Source organism: Streptococcus sp. 20925_1_22, assembly GCF_041431685.1.
GTDB lineage: Bacteria > Bacillota > Bacilli > Lactobacillales > Streptococcaceae > Streptococcus.
In genome coordinates, this window is the sequence record NZ_JAPVYE010000003.1 from 95159 (window position 1) to 111352 (window position 16194).

19 protein-coding genes are annotated in these 16194 nt (G+C 41.7%); 2 read left to right on the plus strand and 17 right to left on the minus strand.

All coding sequences use genetic code 11. The features are described 5' to 3' along the window. Positions 1–53: 53 nt before the first annotated feature. The 8 genes from O3621_RS04915 to O3621_RS04950 all read right to left on the minus strand — a co-directional run bounded on the left by O3621_RS04915 (position 54) and on the right by O3621_RS04950 (position 5702). Positions 54–497: a MepB family protein gene (locus O3621_RS04915; RefSeq protein ID WP_002930444.1), complete on the minus strand. Its 444-nt coding sequence runs from the start codon at positions 495–497 to the stop codon at positions 54–56. 52 nt (positions 498–549) lie between these two features. Further along, positions 550–1350 (minus strand): alpha/beta hydrolase, encoded by an 801-nt coding sequence (locus O3621_RS04920; protein WP_314450182.1) that lies wholly within the window; start codon positions 1348–1350, stop codon positions 550–552. Positions 1351–1422: 72 nt separating this feature from the next. Beyond that, on the minus strand, positions 1423–1848 hold the full coding sequence (locus tag O3621_RS04925) for a hypothetical protein (protein WP_314450184.1): 426 nt from the start codon (positions 1846–1848) through the stop codon (positions 1423–1425). After that, entirely contained in the window at positions 1845–2675 is an 831-nt protein-coding gene (locus O3621_RS04930) for a hypothetical protein (RefSeq protein ID WP_314450186.1), read from the minus strand. The genes O3621_RS04925 and O3621_RS04930 overlap by 4 nt, the downstream gene beginning before the upstream one ends. 67 nt (positions 2676–2742) lie before the next feature. Then, positions 2743–4272, minus strand: a complete 1530-nt coding sequence (gene ffh, locus O3621_RS04935) for a signal recognition particle protein (protein ID WP_314450188.1) — start codon at positions 4270–4272, stop codon at positions 2743–2745. 28 nt (positions 4273–4300) lie between these two features. After that, complete coding sequence (locus tag O3621_RS04940; RefSeq protein WP_125341681.1) at positions 4301–4516, minus strand: 2-oxoglutarate:acceptor oxidoreductase; 216 nt, start codon at positions 4514–4516, stop codon at positions 4301–4303. 2 nt (positions 4517–4518) lie between these two features. Continuing rightward, complete coding sequence (locus O3621_RS04945; protein ID WP_032906723.1) at positions 4519–4851, minus strand: putative DNA-binding protein; 333 nt, start codon at positions 4849–4851, stop codon at positions 4519–4521. Positions 4852–5003: 152 nt separating this feature from the next. After that, positions 5004–5702, minus strand: coding sequence for a GntR family transcriptional regulator (locus O3621_RS04950; RefSeq protein ID WP_002909746.1), 699 nt, complete (start codon positions 5700–5702; stop codon positions 5004–5006). Between the two features lie 238 nt (positions 5703–5940). Between O3621_RS04950 and guaA the strand changes: the two genes are divergently transcribed. Continuing rightward, a complete protein-coding gene (gene guaA, locus O3621_RS04955) occupies positions 5941–7503 on the plus strand; it encodes a glutamine-hydrolyzing GMP synthase (RefSeq protein ID WP_125341683.1) in 1563 nt (520 codons plus the stop codon). 131 nt (positions 7504–7634) lie between these two features. On the opposite strand, the gene O3621_RS04960 is transcribed toward guaA, so the two are convergent. From O3621_RS04960 to O3621_RS05000, 9 genes are all read right to left on the minus strand, one after another. Beyond that, positions 7635–8615 carry a DUF1002 domain-containing protein gene (locus tag O3621_RS04960; RefSeq protein WP_314449983.1) on the minus strand — a complete coding sequence of 327 codons (981 nt, stop codon included), beginning with the start codon at positions 8613–8615 and terminating at the stop codon, positions 7635–7637. Positions 8616–8890: 275 nt separating this feature from the next. Beyond that, the gene (locus tag O3621_RS04965) at positions 8891–9745 is read right to left on the minus strand and encodes an alpha/beta hydrolase (protein ID WP_048773440.1); all 855 of its coding nucleotides are present in this window, start codon (positions 9743–9745) and stop codon (positions 8891–8893) included. A 114-nt stretch (positions 9746–9859) separates the two neighbouring features. Next, positions 9860–10462: a lysozyme family protein gene (locus tag O3621_RS04970; protein WP_002915229.1), complete on the minus strand. Its 603-nt coding sequence runs from the start codon at positions 10460–10462 to the stop codon at positions 9860–9862. Then, positions 10462–11436 carry a nucleoid-associated protein gene (locus O3621_RS04975; RefSeq protein WP_295505035.1) on the minus strand — a complete coding sequence of 325 codons (975 nt, stop codon included), beginning with the start codon at positions 11434–11436 and terminating at the stop codon, positions 10462–10464. Before O3621_RS04975 ends, O3621_RS04970 begins: the two co-directional genes overlap by 1 nt. Position 11437: 1 nt before the next feature. Next, positions 11438–12700, minus strand: a complete 1263-nt coding sequence (glyA, locus tag O3621_RS04980) for a serine hydroxymethyltransferase (protein WP_314449988.1) — start codon at positions 12698–12700, stop codon at positions 11438–11440. Between the two features lie 47 nt (positions 12701–12747). Then, the gene (locus O3621_RS04985; protein WP_223311421.1) at positions 12748–13338 is read right to left on the minus strand and encodes an L-threonylcarbamoyladenylate synthase; all 591 of its coding nucleotides are present in this window, start codon (positions 13336–13338) and stop codon (positions 12748–12750) included. Continuing rightward, on the minus strand, positions 13331–14161 hold the full coding sequence (gene prmC, locus O3621_RS04990) for a peptide chain release factor N(5)-glutamine methyltransferase (RefSeq protein ID WP_314449991.1): 831 nt from the start codon (positions 14159–14161) through the stop codon (positions 13331–13333). The genes O3621_RS04985 and prmC overlap by 8 nt, the downstream gene beginning before the upstream one ends. Next, the gene (gene prfA, locus O3621_RS04995; protein WP_002895522.1) at positions 14161–15240 is read right to left on the minus strand and encodes a peptide chain release factor 1; all 1080 of its coding nucleotides are present in this window, start codon (positions 15238–15240) and stop codon (positions 14161–14163) included. Before prfA ends, prmC begins: the two co-directional genes overlap by 1 nt. Before the next feature lie 36 nt (positions 15241–15276). Continuing rightward, a complete protein-coding gene (locus O3621_RS05000; RefSeq protein WP_314449993.1) occupies positions 15277–15849 on the minus strand; it encodes a thymidine kinase in 573 nt (190 codons plus the stop codon). Between the two features lie 105 nt (positions 15850–15954). Here O3621_RS05000 and O3621_RS05005 point away from each other — a divergent pair, with 105 nt between their 5' ends. Then, positions 15955–16155 carry a 4-oxalocrotonate tautomerase gene (locus tag O3621_RS05005; protein WP_260468138.1) on the plus strand — a complete coding sequence of 67 codons (201 nt, stop codon included), beginning with the start codon at positions 15955–15957 and terminating at the stop codon, positions 16153–16155. The last annotated feature ends 39 nt before the right edge of the window (positions 16156–16194 follow it).

Sequence of the window (16194 nt, forward strand, 5' to 3'; positions counted from 1 at the left end):
AATAAAAACAAGACAGAGTTAGTTTCTCAACCCTATCTTGTTTTACCTAAAACTTATTCTTCTAATTCGATTTTTTGAAAATAATCCAGTTGCCATTTTTGTGTTGCCTGAGCTGTTTTATTTAAATTTGTGCACCAGGACGGATAAAACCGCATAGCCATCTTTCCTTTACAATCCTTTGTAGAAAGAATTTTTTTACTAATAGCCACCTCTTTGGGAATTATAAATAAACCGCAATGACAGTCGTCGATAACGACAATAACCAGTTCATCACCCAAGTCTCTATCAGTATAAGGAATATTCTTGTTGTCTTGGTCTTTTTTCCAAAAGACTGTAAAGTATCCTTCTTTTTTGGGTGTTTTCTTTGCCAAACGGCATCTTTTATATTCTTGATTATCCTTTGGCTTAATTAAAATGCTTTCATAGTCTTCGTTCCATTTTTCATTTACCAGATCAAAGTCACCATAATACCTATAAAGAATGTCTGTCATTTTCATTGTTTTATTACCTTTCTAATTTTTACTAAAATTAAATTATGTAAAATATTCACTAGAATAAGAACTCCCTAATCAAATCAACTACTTGTTCATTTTGCGGCAAGGAAGAATGGTGAGCATCCTTGCCTACGATGACGATTTCTCTGTGTGAAGCAACCTTTTCTTTATAAATTAAACTCCCAGCCTCTACACTGCTTTTATGGACAATTCCGTCTCCATCTCGGAAAAAGATTCCCAAAATTGATAAATGCTGCAGCTTCTTAGGCAGTTTTTCCTGATTGGCTACAAAGTCATCTAGCATTGGGACTCGATGATTAAGATTTTTCTTGTTCAGATTATAAGGACTGCCAATAGTCAGGAGCTTTTCCATCTCTAGCTCAGAGTGGTTTGCAAGGTATTGCTGCAGAAATGCTGTATAAACTAGACCTCCGTTAGAATGCCCAAGCGCCTTAAACTTGTTAAAAGAATACTTCTCTCGCAAGACGGTCAAGGCAGCGTCAAACATGGCTGCCTGCTGCTTGATATTTTCATAACCATCGCGATTATTTTGAAAGCCGACCACAAAAATGGGATTTCTATCCTTGCGCTTCAAATGCCCCCGATAAGTCATGTGTCTGTCATTCCAGACTTTAATACGGACCAGACTATGACGTGGATGCTGATTCCGGTTAAGTTTTTTAACCATTCGATTAAAACGATTCTCAGTCGCCGAACTACCTGGAATCATGATAATAGGACGTATTTCGACCTTGCTGGCAGGAAGATGAGAAATAGGGTGGGAAGGCAGCTTATTCAATAATTCTTGAAAAGTTTTAGCAAGTCGATGAATCAATTGAGTCAAAAAAGGCTTCATATTAGTCTCCATATCTGAATCCGATGTTTTCAAAAACAAGCCACATAACGGATTTATGTAGCTTGTTGATTATTATTTATATTCTTTATCTACAACCTTGATATCTCTATACCAAATTTCAATTCTTTTAGTATATTTTTTTGCAATTTTTTCATCGTAAATTGATTTCAACCAATCTACAAAATTTTTATCAAATTTTTCTCTATTAATAATTTGATTTGGTGTTCCTTTATTATTAGAATTGCTAGAAGATGTTTGATCATCAAGTTGAGAAGATAGTGAGGGAATTTCTATTTTAATTTTTTTATAAGGCTTACTTTCGAAATAATTTGTTTCTTCAGTAGATATTTCCACACCTTTTACATTAATAAAAATACCATCTAGATTTAAGTCTTGCTTTAACAATTGTCTTTCTGAATATTTATTATAACCCAGAAAAATTGAAATAAATAAAGCAGTAACAATTAGAGGAAAGCAATATTTCTTAATTAATATCATTTTACTTCCTCCACTTTCAAACTTTTATCTACTAAAACAGGCGTATCATCGTCCTTCAAATCATACTCAACATACAATTTATATTTTTTCTTTCTAACGCCAAAGAACCAACTGCCTTCATCCAGAAATTTTCCTATAATCTTAACACGGTTGGAAGAAGGTTTGAAATCAAAATCAACATTATCTTGATCCCCAATTTTTTCCCATTCATTAAATTTTACATTTGATTTATTCCAAATTTTCTTTTGTAAATCGGCTAGTATCTCTTTCTTTTGAACCTTGGATAAATCTTTGAAACTGCTAATCTTTTCCCCATCTTTCCAGCCAACAACTAATTCTCCGTCATAGAATATTTTATAAGTGCCAGCAGATTGAAAACTTGTATCTTTGTTAAACGATGATTCAAAAGCCGTTTTTAACTGACTTCTATTTGAATCATCATCAAACAGAGGAGAATAATTAATTAGCTTTGGTATCGAAATATCAATTTCTTTCGCTTCTTTGCTACTAAACCAACTAATAAAACCATTTTGAGAGATAACACCTACGTTACTCCCTATAATTGAAGAATAGGCATCTCTTACATTATTTTTTGCACTTATTTCTTGCTTTTGTTGATTCCAAGGAGATAATGAATTAAATAAACTTCCTAAAGATGGAATTCCTATGTAAATAACAGCAAAAACTAAAACAATAACAAATATAAATAGAGAAATAAAATTTGTAATTGCAGTTTTTATTTGATTTATTCCTAATTCAGCAAATTGAGATATAAACCTTGAGATAAGGTTTTTTGACTTTGTTTGACTCCTATTTTTTCTTTCCATAATTTTCCCTTTAAACTTTTCCTAAATATATATTTATAAGCAAGTTGTTTGATGAATTTCTCCCTTATTACTTCCGCTTCTTCTTGTTTTTCTTCATTTGCTTGGCCATTTTGTTCATGCTGCGTCGCATCAGAAACTCTCCAGCCTTACCTTTGAGGCCGCCGCCAAACATTTGGCTCATATCCGGCATGCCGGCTCCTCCTAAGCCTGACATATCGGGCATACCTCCGCCACCAGGCATGTTCTTAGGCATATTGTTTGGATTGAGCCCCATTTGCTTCATCATCTTGCTCATATCGCCTGACAGAACGCCCTGCATCATCTGCTTAGCTTGATTGAAGTCTTTGATAAATTTATTAACATCGACGAAACTGTTACCCGAACCATTAGCAATCCGACGGCGGCGGCTAGGACTCAGCAAGTCAGGATTTTCCCGCTCAGCTAGTGTCATAGAGGATACGATGGCGCGCTTGCGAGCAATTTCTTTCTCATCCACTTTGATATTCTTGAGAGCAGGATTATTGGCCATACCTGGAATCAGCTTGAGCAAGTCTTCCATAGGTCCCATGCCTTGTACCTGATCCAGCTGATCAATGAAGTCATTGAAATCAAAGGTGTTTTCCCGCATCTTTTCAGCCATTTCAAGCGATTTTTTCTCATCGTATTCTTGAGAGGCTTTTTCAATCAGAGTCAGCATGTCTCCCATGCCCAAAATCCGGCTGGACATGCGATCTGGGTGGAAGGTTTCGATATCAGTAATCTTTTCACCGGTACCGGTAAATTTAATGGGCTTACCAGTAATCTGACGGACAGATAAGGCTGCACCACCACGGGTATCGCCATCAATCTTAGTCAGGATAACCCCGGTCACTTCCAGTTGGCTGTTAAATTCGCGAGCGACATTAGCCGCTTCCTGACCAATCATGGCATCGACAACCAAGAGGATTTCATTCGGGTTAGCCAGCGCTTTGACATCTGACAGCTCCTGCATGAGCTTTTCGTCAATCTGAAGGCGCCCAGCCGTATCAATCAGGACATAGTCATTGTGGTTGGCTTTTGCCTGCTCCAAACCTTGACGGACAATCTCAACAGCTGGAACTTCCGTACCCAAAGCAAAAACTGGTACATCAATTTGCTGTCCAAGTGTTTTCAGCTGATCAATAGCCGCCGGACGGTAAATATCCGCCGCAATCATGAGCGGACGAGCATTTTCTTCTTTCTTGAGCTTATTAGCAAGCTTACCAGCAAAGGTAGTCTTACCAGCCCCTTGCAGACCAACCATCATAATAATAGTCGGAATCTTTGGTGACTTGATAATCTCAGCAGTATCAGAGCCTAGGATAGTTGTCAGTTCTTCGTCAACAATCTTGATAATCTGTTGCGCTGGATTGAGGGTGTCGATAACTTCATGACCGACAGCGCGCTCACGGACTTTCTTGATAAAGTCTTTGACGACTGGCAGGGCAACGTCGGCTTCTAAAAGGGCCAGACGAATCTCTTTGGTTGCTTCCTGAACATCGCTCTCTGAGATTTTTCCTTTTCTGCGCAGATTTTTAAAGACGTTCTGCAAACGTTCCGTTAAACTTTCAAATGCCATTTTTGATTTCTCCTAGTTTCTATTTCAATCAATTCAGTGGAAATTTTCCAAAACGCGTTAAACAAGCAAATTCCTCGGAAGAGACTTCTTTCATAATCTCATTTGGGTAGCCCCAGCAGCTGAAGCCTTCTTGCATTGCCTTAGAAAGATCGTCAGGGGAGATGATTTGTATCCTAGCAGGAAAAGGTTCTTCCGACTCCAACAACCAGCATGACATTCCCTTGTAGATAACTTGTTTAGCCATAGTCACTCCCTATTGTCAATACCAGACAGAATCCCGATCTGCTCCTGCAGATAGCTGTCGCCAGGGTATTTCTCTGTAATCTGGTCAAATATCTGGCTTCTAACAATGTAGTCCGAGTACATGTGCAGCTTTTTCTCATAATCTTCCAGAATCTTCTCCGTCCGCTTAATATTATCATAAACGGCCTGACGGCTGACACCAAACTCCTCAGCTATCTCAGCCAGGCTGTAGTCATCCGCATAATAGAGCTCGATATAGTTCATCTGCTTGTCAGTCAAAAGCGCCGCATAAAACTCAAAGAGAGCATTCATTCGGTTTGTTTTTTCAATTTCCATAAGAAACATTATACCAGAAAAGCATGATAAACTCTAGTCTGATAAGGGAAATAAACACTCGAAATATGAGATTGCAAAAGGTCAATCAGCTTTTTCTGCCGAGTAAAAGACAAGTTAAAAACTCTTAGTCATAACCAAGAGTTTTGCAATAATTAATTGTTTTCCAAATAAAATTCAAAACGATCGCCGACATACTGACTTTTTACGTATTCAAAAGCTGTGCCGTCATCAAAGTAAGAAATCTGAGTCAGTCCTAAGATGGCATGACCTCGGGGAATATCAAGGTAATTGGCGATTTTTTCCTTAGCCAATCGAGCATAAATAGTCTGCTGGGACTTGCCAATTTTATAGCCATGTTCCTGTAAGGTCTGGAAGAAATGACTAGTCACCTCTTCTTTTTTGAAATTCTTAATGAACTTCTCTGGAATTGAAGCCACCTCGTAAACCACCGGCAAATCGTCAGCGTAGCGAACCCGCTCCATCCGAATGACATTTTCCGTCTTATGGATGCCTAGCTTCTCCACTTCCTGCTCGCTCGGCAGGGTACGCCGATAAGAAATGAGCTGACTGGATGGCGTTTTGCCTTGCGCCTTCATGATTTCCGTGAAGCTGGTGGTGCCGCGCATTTTTTCCTGAACACGTGTGCTGGCTACGAAGGTTCCACTACCGACCCGACGCTCAAGCACCCCCTCCTCAACCAAGAGTGTGATGGCTTGACGCAGCGTCATACGACTGACCTTAAAAGTTTCGGCTAGATCTCGCTCGCTGGGCAGGCGCTCCCCAATCTCCCAAACTGCATCGTCAATATCTTTCTTAATCTGATCATGAATTTTGATATATGCGGGCAACATGTTGACTCTTCTTTCTTATTTGGTACCTTCCTTTATTTTAGTACCAAATACTTCAAATGTCAAACTAAATGATAAGTATTAGCACTCAAATGCTTGCTTTTCTCATGATTCTAGCTGTTTAGCCAAATAAAGACTCATATTCGTTTTTTCATCACTCTTGCTCCTTATTACCTTGGAAAAATTCCTTTTTTGTGATAAAATGAGGGGAAAAGATTACTTCTTTTAAGAAAGGGAACAGATGACAACTAGAACTGAATTACAAGATGTCGAAAAGATCATCGTGCTTGATTACGGAAGCCAGTACAACCAGCTGATTTCACGCCGCATTCGTGAAATCGGTGTTTTTTCTGAGCTCAAGAGCCACAAGATTACTGCTGACGAAGTCCGTGCTATCCAACCTGTCGGTATTATCCTTTCCGGCGGTCCGAATTCTGTATATGAAGACGGCTCTTTTGATATTGATCCGGAAATTTTCGAGTTGGGAATCCCGATTTTGGGAATCTGCTATGGTATGCAGCTTTTGACTCACAAGCTGGGGGGCAAGGTTGTCCCTGCTGGTCATGCTGGAAATCGTGAATATGGTCAGTCAAATCTGTCACATACTGCTAATTCCAGCCTTTTCAACGGAACACCTGAAAGCCAGTTAGTTCTTATGAGCCACGGAGATGCAGTAACAGAAATTCCTGCTGACTTTGTTCGTACTGGTACTTCTGCTGACTGTCCTTTTGCAGCCATTGAAAATCCAGCTAAGAAAATCTATGGCATTCAGTTCCACCCTGAGGTTCGTCATTCAGAGTTTGGCTATGATATCCTGCGCAACTTTGCTCTGAATATTTGTGGAGCCAAAGGCGACTGGTCTATGGATAACTTCATTGACATGGAAATTCAAAAAATCCGCCAAACCGTTGGTGACAAGAAGGTGTTGTTGGGGCTTTCTGGTGGTGTAGACTCTTCTGTCGTCGGTGTTCTCTTGCAGAAAGCAATCGGTGATCAACTAATCTGTATCTTTGTGGATCATGGTCTTTTGCGTAAAGGCGAAGCTGATCAGGTCATGGATATGCTGGGCGGCAAATTTGGTTTAAATATCATTAAGGCTGACGCAGCTAAACGTTTCCTTGACAAACTAGCTGGTGTCTCAGATCCAGAGCAAAAACGTAAAATCATCGGAAACGAGTTTGTCTATGTCTTTGACGACGAAGCCAGCAAACTAAAAGATGTAAAATTCTTAGCTCAGGGCACACTTTATACCGATGTCATCGAATCCGGTACCGACACTGCTCAGACTATTAAATCTCACCATAACGTTGGTGGTCTGCCAGAAGACATGCGGTTTGAGCTGATTGAGCCACTGAACACGCTCTACAAGGACGAAGTGCGTGCTTTGGGTACCGAGCTTGGTATGCCTGATGAAATTGTCTGGCGCCAACCGTTCCCAGGCCCAGGTCTTGCTATTCGCGTTATGGGAGAAATCACTGAGGAAAAATTGGAAACTGTCCGCGAATCTGATGCTATTCTCCGCGAAGAAATCTCCAAAGCTGGTCTTGACCGCGACATCTGGCAATACTTTACTGTTAATACTGGCGTCCGATCTGTTGGAGTCATGGGCGACGGCCGAACTTACGACTACACAATTGCGATTCGCGCTATCACTTCTATCGATGGTATGACAGCTGACTTTGCCAAGATTCCTTGGGATATTCTGCAAAAGATTTCTGTTCGTATCGTTAATGAAGTAGACCATGTCAATCGCATCGTCTACGATATCACCAGCAAACCACCTGCAACTGTTGAGTGGGAGTAAGAAATAAATCTTGAAATATTAAAAGTAAAAATCCTCCATCGAAAACCTTCTGATGGAGGATTTGATATATTAAGAAAAACAAACAAGGCTAGGACATTTTAGTCCTAGCCTTGTTTTACATAGTCTTGGAATTAACCGCCAAACAATCCTTTAAAGAAGTTGACAATGGCATTCCAGATATTAGAAAAGAAATTACCACCTTCTTGAAGGAGTCCGTTTGCATCAAAGTTGAGGTTAATATTATTAAAGGTATCCCCTGCCTTCGAAACAATGCTGTCTTTCAAGTCACTAAGTGTCTTTGTAAAGTCAGAATCTGTAATGACTCCACTGTTTGAAAGATTGACAGCAAAATTCACGATGAGGTTGATTTGGTCACTGGTCACTGACTGAGTAAGACCATAGTTTTTCAAGGTTTCTTCAACAATCTTACGGACATCATCTGCTGTCAGATTGCTGTTGTGCTTCTTAGCATTGGCGATAGCAGCTTTGATATCAGCCAGAGCCACGTTGAGCTTGTCTGCGTCATAGCCTTCCTTACCTGTATTTTCAGCATTGATACCAGAAAGGGCAGCCAGTTCTTCCTGCGCTAAGTTTTTATTTTCCTGAGGAATGGTCGCACCGTTATCCTCTAGAGAGTAGTAAATCCCTGCCAAGGCGCTCTCACCTGTTACCGGAATCGGTGCTGCAACGGTAATCTGCGCATGCTGAACACCTAGAGTAACAGCCGCATTGCGATACATATCTTCAGTAACCTTGGTGATGTTTTGCGGAGTGACAATTTTGACCTCTAATGGCTTATTGCCGCCTAACTTCTGGATTTTCACAGAAGAATAAAGCTGCAGGCTAGGGTCGTTGGCAACATCCATGATTTTAGAGTAGACTTCCGGTGTCATGGTCTTAAGTGGCTTGCTGTCGCTGGATGAATTGTAGCCCAACATCTGCAAGGTCTGCTGTTTTTGGCTCTCATCTAAGGAGTAACCCAGGACATACTCAGGCTGCACGTAAGTCTCATCAATGACTTTCTGAACATTTGAATCGGCAGCTGCGGTTGATACAGTAAACAGAGTAGCCAGCAAGGCTCCTGCTGTCATTAAAGTTTTTTTGAATTTCATATTTTTTCCTCTTTTCCTCCCGCTATAGTTTCCCAAATTCTATAGCTTTTTTATAGAGCAAACTTCTTTCTGAGTGCCTCGAATTTCTGTTCCTTGAGCTGGTGATTTCTGCTCCTTTTGATGTTCAGAGCGCTTCAGGTAAGTTGCTGCAATGATGGAGTTATTATTATCTCATCCATTGAGGGCTTGAGATAATAGATACATTTTACAACATTTCTCAAAGAAGTTCAAAGAAAAAACAGTCACTGGATTTGCTTGCCAGTAACTGCTCTTTCCTACTTTTTCCAAAGGAAGTCAATCAGTAATTCGTCTACTTCTGGATTCTCATGCAATTGGCTGTGCTGAGCCAACTGACCTGTGATTTTCTTTTCCTGGTAAGATTTGGCATTTTCAACCATGAGATATTTGAGGCTGCGAGAAGAAATATTGAGGACAGAACCGTCGGATTCGTTTTTAAAATCACCGTAAATGTTCAGAACATCTACTTGTTCTTGCGGGTAAACTTCTCGTAATCCCAGTAGTTTTTGATAAGTCTGGCTCATAGCACTAGGCTGGCCAGTTTGGTCGTCTAGAATTGTCAAATCTTCAGGCAAGTCCCTTCCTTCCAGACCATTAACATGGTTGGCAATATTGACCTGCTTTTGCAACTGAGGAAGATTTTCATCCTGACCGTTCTCTAGCATATAAAAGAGGATGGACATATTCCCCATCGAATGGCCTACCAGATTCATCTTATTAAAGCCATAAGTCTCTTGTAGCTTACGAATCACAGCAGCTGCATACTTACCATCTTGAGCATAGTCGGCATTGCGGTTATCTTCGTAGTTTACCTTAATAATGGGATTGATAGCACCTTTCGGTATCTCGCCTAATAAGCTTACTTGACCGTTTTTACTGACATTTGCTGTGATAATTGTCTGAGTGACTCCAGCTTTTTTGGCTGCCTCTGTCATATGATTTTCAGCATTAGAGCTGGATCCAAAACCGTGGAAAAACAAGGTCGGCGTTGTTGACTGCACAAATTGTTTTGTATTGAGGCTAGTGGCTTCTTTATGGTTGTAAAAAGCTGTTAGACCGGCAATTGTCACCAAAACCAGAATGAGGAGCTTAAAAGCAAGTTTCTTGTTCATTTTTCATTCCTTTTTATGATAGATGTACAAAATTATATCATGTATCTATCATGGTTACAAATATCTGGATTATTACTTCACCATCAAAAAAGAAAGAAGCTAAACTACTTCTTTCTAAAACCATTTTAAGAGGCGCATGATATGCATGTTCATCTTGACCTGACGGGAATAATAATAATTACCGCCGTTGATATAGAGTTCTGGCCCGTGAAAAATTGAAATCAGGTTATAGTAGCCGTAGGTCTTGCCAGTTACATTGCCTAAGCTTGGCGCTACTACATCTTTGGAATATTTCTTGGCCAGCTCTAGCGTATTTTCACCACCGTTTTTAGCGACGTAGTCGATATAGGCCTGACCGAAATTATAGGCTTGTACTGCTGTCCAAACATCCACCTTTTTCTCGCTGGCTAACTCTAGGTTATCAGATAAGGTCTGAACTCCCTGGCGAATACTTTCTTTGTTGTCCGTGATGGCATTGGTCTGACCAGTTGCGCTTTCACTGGACTGCATGACATCAGTATCTTTCCCCTTGGTTTCTGTATAAATCATGGCCAGTACCAATTCTTCATTGGCCGCTGTGTCCTGCTCGTCCAGCACTTCTCTGACCAAAGTCTGGTACTTCATGACCTGCTTGACATCATGATGAACCTGATAAATCTTGTAGCCGGCAAAGAGCACGAAAAGGACTAGAATCAGTCTTCTTAGAAATTTAAACATTATTTATTTTGGATATCCTCGATGTTCTTAATCAAAATAGAATAGGTCCCGTTATCGTTCTGGATAAATTCTACCGACTCTGCATCCTGATAGATATTATTGGGAACGATGAGCTCAATTCCATTTGAAAGGGAGAGTTTCTGATTTTCGAACTTTTTCTTCTGGCGGCTGCTGTCAATCTCGTCAAACTTGACTGGCTCAGGAATAGCTTCCTTGACTTGGTCGATAAAAGTAAGTCGGGCAGTCAGATTACTGTCAAAAAGATCATCGGCCAACTTCTCAGGCGACAGTTCGTCATTTTCTTCCAGATTTTTGAAAATACTGGATTTGACCTTGGACTGGAACTGAAAATCGTCTTTGTTAAAGCTTTCGGCAACCTTTTGAGCAGTCTTCTCAAGTGCTTTGATTGATTTCTTAGCTGAGATTGTCGGATTGACCTGCAAGAGATTATCTGACATATAATTGAGAAAGGCACCGTTATACTTGATGCGCTTTTCAATCAGATGGTACTTGCGAGATTTGAGATTGATGACCAAAGCCTCGTCCGCACCTGTACCAAAGCCAGGCAGATTGTTCTGCGTCAGTTTGATAGGGTTGTCCACCTCACCACCCAAGTGGGTCAGGGTTTCCCGCAGAGCAATCCGCAGAAAAGCGAAGTGCTCCACACCTTCTTTGTCAAACTGGACAAAAATCAGATCGTTGGTTTTCTGGTTTTCACTGACAGAAAACTCCTCCTGCCAGAGCTTAGCCACTGTCACTGATGTTTCCAGTAAGTCGTCTGAAAGATTGGCTAAAAAGACGTTTTCAGGATCGAAAACACCTGTCTTAGCATCGTCAGAATAGACCCGCTCGATTTTTTTGCGCAGGTATTCTTCAATCTTGGGAGTAATGTTGAGAAACTTATCCGCCAGCAACAGTTCGGTATCAGCTGGGCTGAATTGATGAATAATCGCTTTTTTTACGTAAATATCCATCTTAGTTCAAGACCTCATAGAGTGGAAAAGCGTCCGTTAATTCGCGAACTTCTGCCCGGACCTGATTTAGCACCGCTTCGTTTTCAGCGTTTTCCAGAGCCTTGATAATAAGCTTTGCTACCTTGATACTTTCTGTTACACCAAAGCCTCGAGCTGCAATAGCTGCTGTACCGATACGAATTCCGCTAGTCTTAAATGGTGACAAAGTTTCGTAAGGGATGGAGTTTTTATTAAGCGTGATATTAACCTCATCCAAGAGATTTTGCGCTACTTTCCCATTTTCTACAACCTTAGTAACATCAACTAAGAAAAGGTGATTTTCAGTACCGTCAGAAATCACACGGAACTTGTCATGCTGACGGAAGACTTGGGCCATGGCTTGGGCATTATCCAAAATCTGCTGAGCATAAACCTTGAAAGCTGGATCCAGCACTTCTTTAAAAGCCACAGCTTTGGCTGCAATGACATGCTCCAGTGGTCCGCCTTGAATGCCTGGGAAGATAGCTGAGTTAATTTTCTTAGCTAGGTCTTCATCATTTGTCAAGATCAAGCCGCCGCGAGGGCCACGCAATGTCTTGTGGGTCGTCGTGGTTGTGATATCCGCATAAGGCACAGGGCTAGGATGGAGGCCAGCAGCAACCAAACCAGCGATGTGAGCCATATCTACCATAAGCTTGGCACCCACTGCATCAGCGATTTCACGGAATTTTGAAAAGTCGATGATGTGAGAATAGGCTGAAGCCCCTGCCACAATCAGCTTAGGCTGAACTTCTTTGGCTTGCTGGAGGATAGCATCAAAGTTCAACAATTCTGTTTCTGGATCAACACTATAGGATACAAAATTATAGGTTTGACCAGAGAAGCTGACTGATGCACCATGAGTCAAGTGACCGCCAGCAGACAGATCCATGCCCATAACTGTATCACCTGGCTCAATCAAAGCCATATAAGCTGCACAATTAGCCTGGCTACCTGAGTGAGGTTGCACATTGGCAAACTTGGCACCAAAGATTTCCTTGGCACGCTCAATGGCTAGACTTTCAATCACATCCACTACATCTGTCCCACCATAGTAACGGCGACCTGGGTAGCCCTCAGCATATTTATTGGTCAAAATAGAACCTTGAGCAGCCATGACAGCTTTAGAAACGACATTTTCTGAAGCGATCAGCTCAATATTATGCTGCTGACGTTCTTCTTCTTTAGCAACTGCTTCCCAAATCTCTGGGTCAAATGCTTTGTAGTCTTCTTGGTCAAAAATCATAAGGTGTCTCCCTTCTTTTGCGAAAATAGGACCTTAGGTCCTAAAAGTTAAAATTTTATATCATTTACTTGGGCGAGAATATCCTCGCGAGTGATTGCCCCTTGGCGTAAAATAAGAGCCTTTTCTCCAGACAAGTCCAGAATAGTTGAATCCTGACCTGTCAAAAAGTCATCATCTTCTACTCCCGAGACCTCCTCTTGAAAATCCATCATAATCTGCTGGAAAGAAGTTCCACTAGCTTTTCCAGAAAGATTGGCGGATGGACCAATCAAGGGCCCGTACTTTCGAATCAAATCTAGGGTAACTGGATGATTAGGAATTCTAAAGCCCACAGTTTCCATACCTGAGTTTATCCAAGCTGGCACTCGGTCATTGGCTTGGAGAATAATAGTCAGCGGTCCAGGCAGAAAAGCTTGGTAGAGTTGATCCAGATAGCAGGGCTGGTTCTTGGAAAAGTTGTAAATTTCTTCCAAGCTAGCAACATTGAGATTAAGAGCCTTGTCACGAGGTCTTCGTTTTAATTCGTAGACTCGCTCAACCGCCTCTTCATTCAAAGCCTGGGCAAAGAGACCATACACTGTTTCTGTCGGCAGAACAACTGCTCCGCCCGCTGCCAGATTCTTTTCTATCTTATCCATTGTCAACCGCCACCATTCTATCTTTGCCAAATTGATCTTTCAGGACTCGGATTCGTTTTTTGGGAAAAGATTTTTTTAGCAAATCAGCAACACCGTCTCCTTGCTTGTAACCAATTTCCAGATAGATTTTTCCTTTTTTTGTCAGATAGTCTCCTGCCTGCTCGGCTATTTTCCGATAGACGGCATAGCCATCTTCCTCAGCAAAGAGGGCCATGTGTGGCTCTGAGGTCAGAACGTTAAGTCCGACTTCGTCCTTATCCGCTTCTGAAATATAGGGCGGGTTGGAGACAATGATATCAAATTTTCCTTGAATTGCATCCAAGCAATCGGATTGGACAAAAGCAAGGTTAAGTCTGCAGAACTGAGCGTTTTCTGCTGCCAAGGCAAGAGCATCATTTGACAAATCAGAAGCAGTAATCTGCCAGTCTGGACGGCTGTTTACCAGTGTCAGAGCAATGGCTCCGCTACCCGTTCCAATATCCAAGACAGACAGAGAACTTTCGGGATTTTCTGACAAAATCAGCTCCACCAGCTCCTCCGTCTCAGGCCTCGGAATCAGAACTCGCTCGTCCACCTTGAGAGTCAGGCCGTGAAAGTCACTGCTGCCAATGATATACTGAGCTGGCTTGTGAGCAAGCAGCTGCTCTTGAATTGCTTTTAGCTGTTTATGGTCTTCCTGGCTGACTTCTGTCCGAAGTTTGAGAACAAAGTCGGTAAAGGAGAGCTCATTGAGAGCCCTATAAACGAAAGATAGGTTTTCTGCTTCTTCTCCCGCTGCTAGCAGCTCTTGCTCTAACTCCGCCAAATATTGAGCCAATGTCATTATTTATTCAGCTCTTCTAGTTTTTGCGTTTGGTCATAGAGAACCAGAGCGTCAACGACTTCATCCAGTTTGCCAGCTAAAATCGTGTCCAGCTTTTGCAAGGTCAAGCCGATACGGTGATCTGTCACTCGATTTTGCGGGAAATTATAGGTGCGAATCCGCTCTGAGCGATCACCTGTACCAATTGTGGACTTGCGCTCTGCATCCTGCTCATCTTGAGCGATTTGAGCAAAGTGGTCTGCTACACGAGCTCGGATGATTTTCATAGCCTTATCCCGGTTCTTCTGCTGGGTCCGCTCTTCCTGCATTTCGACCTTGATATTGGTTGGCAGATGGACGATACGAACTGCTGTCGCAACCTTATTGACGTTCTGTCCACCAGCACCTGAGGCGTGGTAGATGTCTACCCGCAGGTCTTTAGGATCAATGTCGTATTCTACTTCTTCGATTTCTGGCATGACTAGAACTGTCGCCGTCGAGGTGTGAACGCGGCCTTGGCTTTCAGTTACAGGAACCCGCTGTACGCGATGAGCGCCAGATTCATACTTAAGTTTTGAATAGACGGACTGACCAGAGACCATAGCAACCACTTCCTTGATTCCACCTACACCATTGTAAGAAGCTTCCATAACTTCGAAGCGCCAGCCTTGGCTTTCAGCATATTTTTGATACATCTGCAAGAGGTCGCCGGCGAACAACTGAGCCTCATCTCCTCCTGCAGCACCGCGAATTTCAAGGATAATATTCTTATCGTCATTTGGATCTTTGGGCAAAAGAAGAATTTTTAGCTTTTCTTCGTATTCCTCTTTTTCAGCCTTGGCATCTTTTAGTTCTTGCTTGGCCATTTCCTCCAAGTCCGCATCACCAGAGGCGTCTTTTATCATTTCTTCAGCGTCTGTGATGTTTTGCAGGACTTTTTTATACTCGCGGTATGCCGTCACTGTATCGCGGGTGCTGGCTTCTTCCTTAGAAAGCTCCATAAAACGCTTGGTATCGCTGACTACATCAGGGTCGCTTAGGAGTTCACCAAGTTCTTCGTAGCGATCTTCAACTGCTTGTAACTGTTCATAGATGTTCATAGATTTTTCATCATCTCCTTTATTTCTATCATCGAATTACTTAATATCGGGGTTAAAATAGTGCCTGCGGCAGACTGAGATATAGGTCTCGTGGCCGCCAATTTTTATCTGCTCACCATCATAAACTGGCTTTCCGTTATCAGTCCGTAAAACCATAGTGGCCTTACGAGAGCAATATTGGCAAATGGTTTTAATCTCCTCAATCTTATCAGCCAAGAGTAAGAGATGTTTGGAGCCTTCAAAGAGTTCATTGCGAAAATCATTTTTCAGACCAAAAGCCATAACCGGAACATCCAGCTCATCCACCACTCTAGCCAAATCATAGACATGATGGCGTTTCAAAAACTGAGCCTCATCAATCAAAACACAATAAGGTTTTTCAGGCAGCTGCTGGATATAGCCAAAAATATCTGTCTCATCCTCAATAGCTATGGCATTTCGTTTCATGCCGATGCGACTGGAAACAACCCCAAAGCCGTCTCTTGTATCGATAGCCGAGGTCATGATGACGACGCTCTTGCCTTGTTCTTCATAATTGTGGGCCACTTTCAAAATTTCAATGGTCTTGCCCGAATTCATCGTGCCATATTTGTAGTATAACTGAGCCATAATTTAAATCTTTGCTAATTCACTATCTCCATTTTTACTTCACATTATTTTACCATAATTCACTACTCTTTAAAACCTCATTTATGATAAAATAATGATAAAGAAATAAAGGAGGCAGAAAATATGCCATTTGTTAGAATTGATTTATTTGAAGGTCGTACTCTGGAGCAGAAAAAAGCTCTCGCCAAGGAAGTAACTGAAGCTGTTATCAGAAATACAGGCGCACCTCAGTCTGCTGTCCATGTCATCATTAACGACATGCCAGAAGGAACCTACTTCCCACAAGGTCAAATGCGAGAAAAATAAAAAAGAAAAGTCAGCAGTTTATATCCCTATAAACTGCTG